Source organism: Polaribacter sp. 2305UL8-11, from assembly GCF_058147165.1.
The window spans coordinates 1-12,756 of the sequence record NZ_JBYVJW010000015.1 but is presented as its reverse complement, the minus strand read 5'-3'; the positions used below and the strand labels follow the sequence as shown (position 1 = coordinate 12,756).

The following is a 12,756-nucleotide window of genomic DNA, read 5'->3' as shown; positions in this document are numbered from 1 at the left end:
AAGAATTAAACCTTCGCTTTTCTATCTGCTTTGATGTTAGAAACATCATAACCACCAAACTTTTTTAAATAAGATTGTATTGTAGCACCATAAGCATCAGAAAAACATTCAGTTCCATTACTTCGTAAAAATTTTTTTACATTACCAGCACCACTTAAATGAGCAGCTGCTAAAATTCCAGATTCAGTAATTTTTATTCCATTTATAGTTTTTCCTACAGAACGTTTAATGTCTTTTCTTAAAATCCATTTATTTACTTTACATAAAGCTATAAAAGCTTTTTCTTGTAATTCTGGATTGTTTAAAAAAGTTGTAGTGTTATAAATTCTAAACCTATGCAAGGTTGTTCTTCCAAATTGATATTTGCCTAAATAACCTAAAGTATTTACAACTGTATATTTTCCTTGAGACTCTTTAAAAGCCAAAGCTTCTTTAAAGCCAACAAAATCTTTTTGTAAATAAGGAATATCGTAATCTATATGTTTTGGAAATGAGTTGGACTCAGTAATGTTTGTACTAGAGTTTGCAGTATTTGTTTTTTTATCAATGGTTGTTGCGTTGATAAAACTTAAAAACAAGACGACTAAAATTAAAAACTTTTTGATATGGTTTATCTTTCTGTTTTGCGAGTGCAAAAATACAACCTAATTTTAATACGGCTGATTATCAATATGTTAAAGTTTGCTAAAAATACAAATAATGGAATTTTACTTGACCTTTCGTATTAATTTCTAAGGTTGGAGCAGGAATTTTTATGAAGTTGATAACAGAAAAGACAGATTTTAAGAATTTTGATTTTGTAGGAATCTTTACTAAATCGATATCGAAGCTTAAATAAAATTGTCTGTACGGATTTTGAAGCGAAGAATTGGCAGAATTCTGCGTTCCAAAGAGCATACCATCTGCTCCATAACCAACTGCAACATTTAACCATTTAGGAATATTACTTTTTTTATTAAAAGACCAAATATTTGCAGAAAGCCAATAGGTTTGTCCATTATAATCTTTTAAAGCTTGTTGTAAATAATTTTGTCCTAAAGTATTGGGTCTTTGCTTTGCAAAATCTGTTTGATGAAAAGAGTATTTTACAGTAATCCTTTGCTCGTTCCACAATAATTCTTGACCAATTAATAATCCTGCTCCAGCAGCATTTGCTAAAATATCTCCAGGAGAAGCTCCCCATTCTTTAGAAAATCCGTCTAAAATTTCTACAGCAGTTAAAAAAGCAAAACCGTAAGTAGCACCATAAATTAATTGATTTTTTTTAGAAACACCAGCCCAATTTAGAGCGTCCATACCAATTTTACCCACATAATAAGATGTCATAAAATGCCCTATCTTATCCATTTGCTTCCAATCATTATTGTCATTTTTAAAATGAAAGGAAGAACGAGGGTAACCTTTATACCAAAGTTCATTTAATGCAATTAAAGCTCCACCAGCTAAAGCAGTTTTGGTAATGATAACAGCATTTCTTCTTTTTTTATTTAAGGTATCAGATTTTTTATAAAACGAAGCGTTTTGTGCTTGACAGAAAGTAGTTAGCAAAAAGCATAAAATAAAAAATAAAGGTTTGTTTCTTTTCAAAATAAAAAATTACTTAAACTTCCAACTTTTACCTATTAATCTTCTGTTTGTTTAACCACCTATGGTATTTAGCTGCGTTTCTATTATGCTGAGCTAATGTTTTTGCAAAAGAATGATATCCTAATTTATCTACATTAACACACATATAATAGTAATTATGTTTTTGAGCATTTAAAACCCCATCAATAGCAGAAATATCTGGCATTGCTATAAGAGTAGGAGGTAAGCCTCTATTTTTATAAGTGTTGTAGGGTGAGTTAATTTCTAAATCTGCAGTCAATACTCTTTTAACAACATAATCTTGTCCTTTTACTTCTTTTACACAATAAATAATGGTGGGATCTGCTTGTAAAGGCATTCCTTTTTCAAGTCTGTTTAAATACAAACCAGCAACTATTGGTCTTTCTATATTTTTAGCAGTTTCTTTTTGTACGATTGAGGCTAGAGTAATGACTTCATCTTTTGTTAAATTTAAAGCTTCAGCTTTTTTTAATCTATCTTCATTCCAAAATCTTTTATAAGCCACCAACATTTTTGTTCTGAATTTCTCAGGAGTCACTGTCCAATAAACTTCATAAGTATTAGGCATAAAAATTTGTAAGACAGATTTTTTAGTAAAATTATTTTTTGATAAAAATTCTTTATCAGTAAAAGCAGTTAGCAGAGCAATAGAATCTGCTGCTATTTGTTGTGCAATTCTACCTGCAAGTTTTTCTAATGTGTCTTGATTGTTAAAAGATATTTTTAAGGGAGTTTGTCTCCCACTTCTTAACATATTTACCAAGTCGTTATTAGACATACCTTCTTTTAATACGTATCTACCAACTTTTGGTTTTGAGAAGTCTTTTTTTGCAGCAACCCAAAGAAAAGTATTGGGGTTTTTAGAAAAATCTTCTAATTTGGTTTTAATATCTACTAAATTATCTGTAGCGTTTACAAACAAAATTGTTTCTTCTGTAATTGCTTTTCCAAATATTTTTTGATAATAATTATATCCTAAAACACCTCCTAATACTACAAAAAAGAGTAGTATGTATATTATTTTTTTACTCAATGAAATTATTTTTAATGAATTACAAAATTAGGCTTTTATCAGTTGAAATAAAATTTCATCTTTAAATTTTCCTTCAGATAGAATCCAATCTTTTTTTATGCCTACTTTTTTGAAGTAATGTTTAGAGAAAAGTGAAATGCTTTTTTCATTATCTGAAGTAATATTTGCATACAACTGATGTAAGTTTAAATGAGAAAAACAATATTGAATTAATAAAGACAATGCTTCAAATGCAAATCCTTTTTGTTGAAAATTAGGATGAATTAAAATCCCAATCCCTGCTCTTTGATGTTGTGGATTAAAATCAAATAAATCAATCATTCCTATTTGTTTTTTTGTTGATTTTTCTTCGATTAACAAGCGTAATTGTTTGGCTTCAAAAATGTCTAAATGTGCATTTTCTAAGTATTGTTTAAGAATATATTTAGAAAAAGGAGTTTGTGTATGGCTTACTTCCCAAAAGGATTCATCGTTTTCTATTTGATATAGAAAGTCTAAATCTTCGGGTTCTAAAGCACGTAAATTAATATGTTCTCCTTGTAAATTCTCCATTAAATAGTTATGCTACCTTTAAAAACAAATTGAGCAGGTCCTTTTAAAAAAACATTTGTGTAAATACCACTTTCCTCAGTAAAAGAGACTTCTAAATTACCACCTTCTACAGGTAATGCAATTAAATTACTACTTGTTTTATTTGTTTTATGCATTGCAATGGCTACAGCTGTTACTCCAGTTCCACAAGCTAAAGTTTCGTTTTCTACTCCTTTTTCGTAAGTTCTTACTCTAAAAGTAGTGTCGTTAATTTGCTGTACAAAATTTACATTACTTCCAGGATTTTTATAAGAGTTTCTAATTTTTTTTCCGTTTTCAAAAACAGGATAGTTGTCTAAATCATCAACCAATTCTACATGATGTTGTGTTCCTGTATAAGCAAAAACAGCGTTATTTTTAATTTTAATATCATCAACATCAATCATTTTTAAAGAAACAATTCCATTTTCAATTTCTGCAAAATGAGGTCCATCAACAGCTATAAAATTAGTGTTTGTCTCAATAATTTTTAAATATTTAGCAAAGGCAACAGCACATCTTCCTCCATTTCCACAAAAGGTTTGGCTACCATCTGCATTAAAATATATCATCTTAAAATCAAAATGCTCATCATTTTCAATTAAGATTATGCCATCTGCACCAATTCCAAAATGCCTGTCACATAATTGTGAAATTTTGTCAGTATTTTCTTTTGGAAAGATTTTTGTTCTGTTATCTATCATCACAAAATCGTTTCCAGTTCCTTGATATTTATAAAAAGCTAAATTCATTGGAGCAAAGGTAAGTATTTAATGACTAAAAAAACACTGTTAAAAAGCGGTTAAAGTCAGTTAAAAACAAGTTAAACAGATTTTTTGAAAATGTTAAAATTGTATATTTGAAGTATTAAAAATTAAGATTATGAAGAAATTTTTAGGATTTTTAGGAATGGCAGTTTTAGGAGGAGCACTTACTTTAGGTGGTTATAAAATGCTATTTAATGAACAAGCAATTGTTAAAGAAACTACGTTAGAGCCTATAAAAACTGTTCAAGCTAATTATGTGCCATCTTATAAGCACATAAATTCTGTAGAAACTGCTACAGATTTTACTGTGGCTGCAGAAAAAACGGTACACTCTGTAGTGCATGTAAAAAATACAGCTGTTAGAACCCAAACAAATCCTTGGGCAGAGCTTTTTTATGGCAATGGAAATGGAACAAGAAAATATGAACAAGTAGGTACTGGAAGTGGAGTAATTATTTCTGCAGATGGTTATATTGTTACTAATAACCACGTTATTGATAATGCAACCAATATTGAAATTACGTTAAACAATCAAAAAAAATATCCTGCAGAATTAATTGGTACAGACCCAAGTAATGATATAGCATTGCTAAAAATTGATGCAGATATGGATTTACCTTACACGCCTTTTGCAAATTCAGATTCTGTAAAAGTGGGAGAATGGGTTTTGGCTGTTGGTAATCCTTACAACTTAACATCTACTGTAACTGCAGGTATTGTATCTGCAAAAGGTAGAGATTTAGAGGGGAATAGAAATATAGAATCTTTTATACAAACAGATGCTGCTGTAAATCCTGGAAATAGTGGTGGAGCATTGGTAAATACTAGAGGAGAATTAATAGGTATAAATACTGCAATTTCTTCTAGAACAGGTTCTTTTATTGGATATTCTTTTGCAGTGCCTTCTAACATTGCTAAAAAAATTATTGATGATATTTTAGAATTTGGAAAAGTACAACAAGCCATTTTAGGTATTAATGTAGATGTTAATTTTAAAGAAGAAGGTGTAAAAGTAGCTGGTGTTTCAGAAGAAACCGAAAATGCTAAAAAATCTGGTTTACAAGCTGGTGATGTTATAAAGAAAATTAATAATGTAAAAATTTCAAAATTTTCTGACTTAAAAGGACAGCTAACTGCTAAAAGACCTGGAGAATATGTAGATGTAACTATTGATAGAGATGGAGAAACTTTTATAAAAAAAGTAAAACTATCTAAATCTATAGAAAGATTTATTACCTCAGTTTTTCAATGGGAGTTAAAAGACTTAACTAAAAAAGAATTGAAAAAATTAGATTTAAGTACTGGTGTAAAAATTATTAGAACAGGAAAAGATAATCAAGAAGAAAACCTTAAAAATTACATCATTACAAAAGTGAATGATAAAAAAGTAAAAGATGCTAGAGAAACAGCAATTCTTTTAGATAGGTTAGGGGCAAATAATTTCAGAATTTCTTTAGAAATGATAAACCCTAAAGGAGAAAAAGAGCGATATACTTATAGATAAATACACTAATTTTTAGTATTAAAGAGGCTGTCTGAAAAGTCAAGAAATTAACTACTTGTCATATTGAGCTTGTCGAAATATAATTGATAATCAATGAATTATAAAACTTCGACAAGCTCAGTTTGACATACTTAATTACTTTTCAGACAGCCTCTTTTTTATTTACGAAAATTTTACGAAATCGATTTCGTATATTCAAAAAAAGAAATACTTTTGCAAAAATTTTAAAAGAGTTACACAACTATGTCAACAATCTTAAATTACGAAGAAGAAGTTTTATCACAAGCTCAAAATAGAAGAGCTACTGTAGAATTTATTAATATTGTAAATGATTTATGGTATGATAAATCTATAGAACTAGTACTATTTAGAAATCCTTTAGTAGACAAAAGAGCTAGTGAGGTTTTAAATCTAATTAACTACGCAAAAGAATTTGTTAGCAAACCAATTTCTATTCAAGATGCTTTAGAAATTGCCAAAGCCATTCAACAATTAGATTTGCCATCATCAAAATTAGATATTGGTAAATTGGCTTACGAGTGTCATTTAAGTGCCAAAAAGTGCGATGACAAAGTAGCTTTTGTAAAAAACAAGTTAAAAGGAGCAACAGCATCAAAAAATATAGAACCAAAAGATGTGGTTTTATATGGTTTTGGTAGAATTGGTCGTTTGTTGGCAAGAGAATTAATGACTAAAATGGGTAAAGGCTCTCAACTTAGGTTAAGAGCAGTTGTAACTCGTGGCGAAATAAATAAAACCGTTTTAGAAAAAAGAGCTTCATTGTTAAGTGTAGACTCTGTTCATGGAGATTTTTTAGGAACCGTTCAAATAGACGAAGAAAACGATTCTTTAATTATTAACGGAACAACAGTGCGTATGATTTCTGCTAACAATCCAGAAGACATAGATTATACAAAATACGGCATTAAACAAGCTTTAATTATAGATAACACAGGTGCATTTAGAGACGATGTTGCTTTGAGCAGACATTTAAAAGCAAAAGGAGCAAGTAAAGTTTTATTAACTGCACCAGGAAAAGGAATTCCTAACATTGTACATGGAGTAAATCATAAAAAACACAATCCAGATACTGTAGATATTTTCTCTGCAGCCTCTTGTACAACCAATGCAATTACTCCAATTTTAAAGGTTTTAGAAGATAATTTCGGAATTAAAAAAGGACATTTAGAAACCATTCATGCCTACACAAATGACCAAAATTTAGTAGACAATATGCATAGCAAATACAGAAGAGGTAGAGCTGCAGCATTAAATATGGTTATTACAGAAACTGGTGCAGGAGCAGCAGTTTCTAAAGCAATACCAGCTTTAAAAGGCAAATTAACTTCTAACGCAATTAGAGTTCCTGTACCTAATGGGTCTTTGGCAATTTTAAACCTACAATTAGGTACCATTGTTTCTAAAGAACGCATCAATTCTATCATAAAAAAATATGCTTTAGAAGGTGATTTGGTAGAGCAAATTAAATATTCTTTAGACAATGAGTTGGTTTCTTCAGACATTATTGGTACAACAGCACCATCAATTTTTGATAGCAAAGCAACAATTGTAGATGGAGAAACTATTGTTATTTATGTTTGGTATGATAATGAGTATGGGTATTCGCATCAAGTAATGCGTTTGGCAAAGCATATTGCAAAAGTGAGAAGATTTACGTATTATTAAAATACTCTTAGTGCAAATTCATTCAATTGAATATTGAATGTAGAAACCCGATTCATTTTTTGTTTCGGGTTTTGTTTTTAGAAGCTATTTCACGCTTTCCATTATATCTTTTTATGAATGCCGAATTTATTTCAGCATCTCTTTACAGAAAAAACATTTTACTATAAAAATAAAACACTGAATCTAGTTTAACATAAAAAGGATGCCATTTCAATCGTGGCTAAACTTATCTGCCAACTTTAATTAAAATTTATCAATTATTTCGCATACCAAATAGCAATCATGTTTTGAGCAGGTTTTTTATAAATAGGAAAATCAGAACTGTTCCATTCCCAAGGAAAAGTTCCAGCAAACCAAGGTTTGTCCCAAAGTTTTTCATACAAAGCTTGGTAAGCAAGTACTTGAGTTTTGTCAGATTTTTTAACATAAAAACGCTCAAAAAAAGAACCCCAAGCCCAAGGTTTTATGGTAGCAGAAGCGTCATTTCTATATCCAATTTCTGTAAAAATTATTTTTTTATTCAAGGTTTCCGAAATCGATTTTAATTTACGCAAATGCACATCCCAACCTTCTTTAATATCCATCAAACTCGGGTTTTTATTTTCTGTTAAAGGATAATAAGCTTGAATACCTATGTAATCTAAAGAATTCCAAAATTCAGTAAACTCAAAAGAATCATCCCAGTTTGCAGCATAAGTTAACTTGCCATTGTAAATACTTTTTATTTCTTTAATCAAAGCAAGCCATTGTTTAGGAGCTTCTTTTAAAGAGCTTCTTAATTCTGTGCCAATACAAAACAAATCAACATTCGTTTTTTGAGCCAATAGAGCAAAATGAATTATATTTTTTCTGTAATGAGCAAACCAGGAATTCCAATTCTTTTTATCATCAAAATTAATATTAGAACGCCATCCAGAATTCATCCATAAATGCGGTTTTAACATTACAAACAAGCCTTTTTTATGTAGTTTATGAATGTCGTTTATAAAAAGCGAATCTCTCCTAGACCAAATTCCCAAAGAATCTGGAGTGTTTATTTTTTTAGAATTTTCATTCTCTTGATAAAAATATGGGAGCACAGAAACCCATTCTACATTCGATTTTATGAGTTCGTCTATCGTTTTTTTAGTATTCCTTCTTCTTCCAATGCTATAAACGTTCATTCCTCTAATCTTATCATCTTTTAAAAATTGTTTTTTAGCAATTTTAGTAGTATTCTCAACTGTAGTATTCCAATTATATTTAAAATCTTCTTGGTTGTTCTTGTAAATCAAAAATTTTAAACCATAAACAATCAGTAAAACAGGAATAATAAGTCTTGTAATAAACTGTTTTAAGAAAGCTTTAAAACCATTCTTTTTGTAAACGCTTATAAAATAGTTGATAATTAATAAAAAAATAAAGAAAACTACAAACAGAGAATGAATAAGAATTAGCCCAGATTTTGAAGTAGAAAAACTAAAAAAAGAAGTAATAATTTTTAATAAATTTGATGTATTCTTAATTGTAAGAATTACATAAAAACCAGCTGCAAAAAGCCAAGTAAACAAATAGGTGTATAGAAAAAGTTTTGCTAATCTTTTCAAAAATAAATATTTGATAAAGTATAAATTTAGCCAAAAAGAATTAATAAAGTAGAAATGATTTTTATAATCTATCTTACTTCTATTATTTTAGTATTTTTAGACAAAATTTAGAGTAATGAAAATAATTACATTTTTAGTCTTTTTTACCTTTTCGTTTACAATGCTTTCACAAGAAAAATTACCTTATTATCAAATTCCAGAGGCAGCAAAAGAGTTTACACCAGGAACAACAGCAAGTAGAATGATAGATGGTTTAGGATTTCGATATTATTGGGCAACAGAAGGTTTAACAGAAAAAGATTTAGCATTTAAACCAAATGCAGATGCAAGAACTACAGCAGAAACTATAGATCATATTTTAGGATTGTCTCAAGTAGTTTTAAATGCAACTTTAAAAGTGCCAAATGGAGAAAAGCAACCCAAAATGACATTTGCAGAAAAACGAAGAAAAACCTTAGAAAACTTACAACAAGCCAGTAAGATTTTAAGAGAAAGTAAAGATATTTCTCAATATAAAATGATTTTCGGTAAAACAGAATTCCCTTTTTGGAATGTAATTAACGGTCCAATTGCAGATGCAATTTGGCACGTTGGTCAAGTAGTTTCTTTTAGACGTTCTTCTGGAAACCCATTTCCAAAAGGAGTGAGTGTGTTAAGGGGAACTAAAAGCTAGTAATTATTCTTTTTTTATGACAATCCAACAAAAAATACAATCCCTCAGAGATGAGCTAAATCAACACAATTACAATTACTATGTGTTAGATAATGCCTCAATTTCTGACTTTGATTTTGATATCAAACTCAAAGAATTAGAAAAATTAGAACAAGAAAATCCTGAATTTTTTGATACAAATTCGCCAACACAAAGAGTAGGAGGTACAATTACCAAAAACTTTAATACAATTACACACAAAAACAGAATGTACTCTTTAGACAATTCGTATTCTAAAGAAGACCTGTTAGATTGGGAAAAAAGAATTCAAAAGGTTTTAGGAACTACAGAAACCGAATATACTTGCGAGCTTAAATTTGATGGAGCTTCCATCAACTTAACCTACGAAAATGGTCAGTTTATAAAAGCGGTAACCAGAGGTGATGGTTTTCAGGGTGATGAGGTTACATCTAATATAAAAACAATTCGTTCCATTCCATTATCAATTAAAAAAGATTTTGTTTCTAATTTTGAAATGCGTGGAGAAATTATTTTACCTCTAGATGGTTTCGCAAAAATGAATAAAGAAAGGTTAGAAAATAATGAAGAAGCTTATAGAAACCCAAGAAATACTGCAAGCGGAAGCTTAAAATTACAAGACAGTACAGAGGTTGCAAAACGTCCTTTAGATTGTTTGTTGTATCAAGTAGTTACAGAAGAACGCAAATACAAAACACATTTTGAAAGCCTTGAAGAAGCTAGAAAAGTAGGGTTTAAGGTTCCAAAAACAATCAAATTAGCAAAATCTATTGATGAGGTTTTTGAGTTTGTAAATCATTGGGATTCTAAAAGACACGATTTACCTTACGAAACTGATGGTGTAGTTATTAAAGTAAACAATCTGCAGCAACAAGAAGAATTAGGGTTCACATCAAAAGCGCCAAGATGGGCAATTGCCTATAAGTTTAAAGCAGAACAAGTTTCAACAGTTTTAAATGAAATTACCTATCAAGTAGGAAGAACAGGTGCAATTACGCCTGTGGCAAATTTAGAACCTGTACAATTAGCAGGAACAACAGTAAAACGAGCTTCTTTGCACAATGCAGATCAAATAGAAAAATTAGATATTAGAGAAGGAGATACTGTTTTTGTAGAAAAAGGAGGGGAGATTATTCCTAAAATAATTGGGGTAGATTTTACAAAACGCCCAATAAATTCACAACCCACAATTTATGCAACCAATTGTCCAGAATGCAATACAGAATTAGTAAGGACTGATGGAGATGCAAAACATTATTGTCCGAACCAATTTGGTTGTGCTCCTCAAATTACAGGAAGAATCCAGCATTTTATCAGTAGAAAAGCTATGGATATAGATGGTTTGGGTGGAGAAACTGTAGATTTATTACGTAAAGAAGGGCTCATTCAGAATTACGCAGATTTATACGATTTAAAAGTAGAGCAAATAATTCCGTTAGAAAGGATGGCAGAAAAATCTGCTCAAAATATGATTAATGGAATCAAAAAATCAAAAGAAATTCCGTTTGAAAAAGTATTATTTGCACTCGGAATTCGTTTTGTTGGAGAAACTGTCGCTAAAAAATTAGCAAAACATTTTAAATCGATAGACAATTTAATGACAGCAACTTTTGAAGAACTCATAAATGTTGATGAAATTGGAGATAGAATTGCACAAAGTATTATCGATTTTTCATCAGATTTAGGAAACATCCAATTAATAAATAGACTCAAACAAGTTGGAGTACAATTAGAAGTTTCTGCAGAAAGTTTAGAAAACCAAACCAATAAATTACAGGGACAAATATTTGTAGTTTCAGGTGTTTTTCATCAAATGAGTAGAAATGAACTCAAAAAAGCAATCGAAGATAATGGAGGTAAAGTAAGTTCATCCATTTCTAAAAAAACAAACTTTATAGTTGCAGGAGATAATATGGGGCCATCAAAACTTACAAAAGCACAAGATTTAGGAATAGAAATTATTTCAGAACAAGATTTTATAAACAAAATTGCTAACTAATATATCTTGGCAACCTTTTTGTTAATTACTTATAAAGTTAAAATGTTAGTTCAAGTAATTTTAAAAAAATGAAAAAATTGTATCGAGAACAAATTAAAATTTGAAAACACTACTATACATATATATATTATTAAATTCAATCATTTCTTTAGCCCAAGTAAAAGAAAAAGATTCTCTACCTATTAACATAGACGATTATATTTTTGTAAAACCTGGAGATACTTTAACAGTAAAACTCAATGAGTTTGCGTTGTTGCCAAAACATAAATTCAAATCTAGAAATGATATTCGTTACTATTTGTGGTTTCGTAGAAAAGTATTCAAGGCATATCCTTTTGCTCAATTAGCCTCAAAAAGATTAGATACCTTAAAAGTAAGATTAGATAAAATTAAATCTAAAAATAAACGAAGAAAATACACAAAATTAGTACAAAAGTATATAGAAGGGGAGTTTACAGATCAAATTAAAAAAATGACTACTACAGAAGGCAGAATCCTTATTAAGTTAATTCATCGTCAAACAGGCAAAACCGCTTTCCAAAACATTAAATCATTAAGAAGTGGGTGGAAAGCTTTTTGGTACAATGCAACTGCTAACATTTTTAAACTCTCTTTAAAGACAGAGTACCATCCAGAATCAGAAAATGAAGACTTTCTAATAGAAGATGTTTTACAACGAGCTTTTCTAGACGATAAATTAAAACCTCAGAAATCAAAACTTACTTTCGATTTTGCCAAAATCATTGCAGATAAAAAAGCAGAAGTAAATGTAGAAGTTTACAAAAAGATGTTTGCCAAAATGAGAAAAAAGAAAAAACCAAGAAAGAAAAATATAAAATAGTTTTTTTTATGGTGTTCCCACGCGAAAATGCGTGGTCGGGCTTTTCACTATATCTTTTTATGCTGAATTTAGTTTAGCATTTGTTCTTTTAAAAAAAGAAATTGAATATAAAAACTATTAATCTCTATTAAATTAAGCATAAAAAGGATGTCGTTTCAATCCCTAACACAAGCCATCTAACTGTTTTTTTTAACCATCAATAGAGCTAAATCAACTAATCAGATGCTTTAAAAACTTTAAAATTGGCTCTCCAACAGGTTTAATATTTAATATTTCTATAATTTAATAATGTTCTATTTAAGGTATTTTTTTGGTTAGGGTAAAAAAAGATTAATTTTTTTTGTGATGTAAAACCTTTATTATAAGGGTATTAATTTTGGGTGATATAAAAAACAAAAAATACTTTAAAAAAACAGTTGTGAGATTCAAAAGAGGGTGTATATTTGCACCCGCTAAGCGAAAACACAAAGC

Annotated in this window: 11 protein-coding genes; 5 read left to right on the top strand and 6 right to left on the bottom strand. The window is 29.5% G+C overall.

From position 1 onward, the window contains the following. Positions 1-5: 5 nt before the first annotated feature. The 5 genes from ACY2RW_RS13365 to dapF form a co-directional block, all read right to left on the bottom strand. Complete coding sequence (locus tag ACY2RW_RS13365; RefSeq protein ID WP_490123320.1) at positions 6-548, bottom strand: peptidoglycan-binding protein LysM; 543 nt, start codon at positions 546-548, stop codon at positions 6-8. A 136-nt stretch (positions 549-684) separates the two neighbouring features. Next, positions 685-1,587 (bottom strand): DUF2279 domain-containing protein, encoded by a 903-nt coding sequence (locus tag ACY2RW_RS13360; RefSeq protein WP_490123234.1) that lies wholly within the window; start codon positions 1,585-1,587, stop codon positions 685-687. Positions 1,588-1,615: 28 nt separating this feature from the next. After that, the gene (gene mltG, locus ACY2RW_RS13355; protein ID WP_490123233.1) at positions 1,616-2,641 is read right to left on the bottom strand and encodes an endolytic transglycosylase MltG; all 1,026 of its coding nucleotides are present in this window, start codon (positions 2,639-2,641) and stop codon (positions 1,616-1,618) included. A 27-nt stretch (positions 2,642-2,668) separates the two neighbouring features. Continuing rightward, positions 2,669-3,193: a GNAT family N-acetyltransferase gene (locus ACY2RW_RS13350; RefSeq protein ID WP_490123232.1), complete on the bottom strand. Its 525-nt coding sequence runs from the start codon at positions 3,191-3,193 to the stop codon at positions 2,669-2,671. Then, positions 3,193-3,963, bottom strand: coding sequence for a diaminopimelate epimerase (gene dapF / locus ACY2RW_RS13345; protein WP_490123231.1), 771 nt, complete (start codon positions 3,961-3,963; stop codon positions 3,193-3,195). Before dapF ends, ACY2RW_RS13350 begins: the two co-directional genes overlap by 1 nt. 130 nt (positions 3,964-4,093) lie before the next feature. Here dapF and ACY2RW_RS13340 point away from each other — a divergent pair, with 130 nt between their 5' ends. Further along, entirely contained in the window at positions 4,094-5,482 is a 1,389-nt protein-coding gene (locus tag ACY2RW_RS13340; protein ID WP_490123230.1) for a S1C family serine protease, read from the top strand. Between the two features lie 243 nt (positions 5,483-5,725). Further along, a complete protein-coding gene (locus tag ACY2RW_RS13335) occupies positions 5,726-7,168 on the top strand; it encodes a glyceraldehyde-3-phosphate dehydrogenase (RefSeq protein ID WP_490123229.1) in 1,443 nt (480 codons plus the stop codon). Between the two features lie 257 nt (positions 7,169-7,425). On the opposite strand, the gene ACY2RW_RS13330 is transcribed toward ACY2RW_RS13335, so the two are convergent. Further along, positions 7,426-8,754 (bottom strand): glycoside hydrolase family 113, encoded by a 1,329-nt coding sequence (locus ACY2RW_RS13330; protein WP_490123228.1) that lies wholly within the window; start codon positions 8,752-8,754, stop codon positions 7,426-7,428. A 115-nt stretch (positions 8,755-8,869) separates the two neighbouring features. Here ACY2RW_RS13330 and ACY2RW_RS13325 point away from each other — a divergent pair, with 115 nt between their 5' ends. From ACY2RW_RS13325 to ACY2RW_RS13315, 3 genes are all read left to right on the top strand, one after another. Continuing rightward, positions 8,870-9,427: a hypothetical protein gene (locus ACY2RW_RS13325; protein WP_490123227.1), complete on the top strand. Its 558-nt coding sequence runs from the start codon at positions 8,870-8,872 to the stop codon at positions 9,425-9,427. 16 nt (positions 9,428-9,443) lie between these two features. Next, the gene (gene ligA / locus ACY2RW_RS13320; RefSeq protein ID WP_490123226.1) at positions 9,444-11,444 is read left to right on the top strand and encodes an NAD-dependent DNA ligase LigA; all 2,001 of its coding nucleotides are present in this window, start codon (positions 9,444-9,446) and stop codon (positions 11,442-11,444) included. Between the two features lie 100 nt (positions 11,445-11,544). Then, complete coding sequence (locus ACY2RW_RS13315) at positions 11,545-12,285, top strand: DUF4294 domain-containing protein (RefSeq protein ID WP_490123225.1); 741 nt, start codon at positions 11,545-11,547, stop codon at positions 12,283-12,285. Positions 12,286-12,756: the final 471 nt, after the last annotated feature.

What these genes read in the sequence shown, in the direction of transcription:
- ACY2RW_RS13340 (WP_490123230.1), top strand. Translation starts at nt 4,094, where the DNA reads ATGAAGAAATTTTTAGGATTTTTAGGAATGGCAGTTTTAGGAGGAGCA.
- ACY2RW_RS13335 (WP_490123229.1), top strand. Translation starts at nt 5,726, where the DNA reads ATGTCAACAATCTTAAATTACGAAGAAGAAGTTTTATCACAAGCTCAA.
- ACY2RW_RS13350 (WP_490123232.1), bottom strand. Translation starts at nt 3,193, where the DNA reads ATGGAGAATTTACAAGGAGAACATATTAATTTACGTGCTTTAGAACCC.
- ACY2RW_RS13325 (WP_490123227.1), top strand. Translation starts at nt 8,870, where the DNA reads ATGAAAATAATTACATTTTTAGTCTTTTTTACCTTTTCGTTTACAATG.
- ligA (WP_490123226.1), top strand. Translation starts at nt 9,444, where the DNA reads ATGACAATCCAACAAAAAATACAATCCCTCAGAGATGAGCTAAATCAA.
- dapF (WP_490123231.1), bottom strand. Translation starts at nt 3,963, where the DNA reads ATGAATTTAGCTTTTTATAAATATCAAGGAACTGGAAACGATTTTGTG.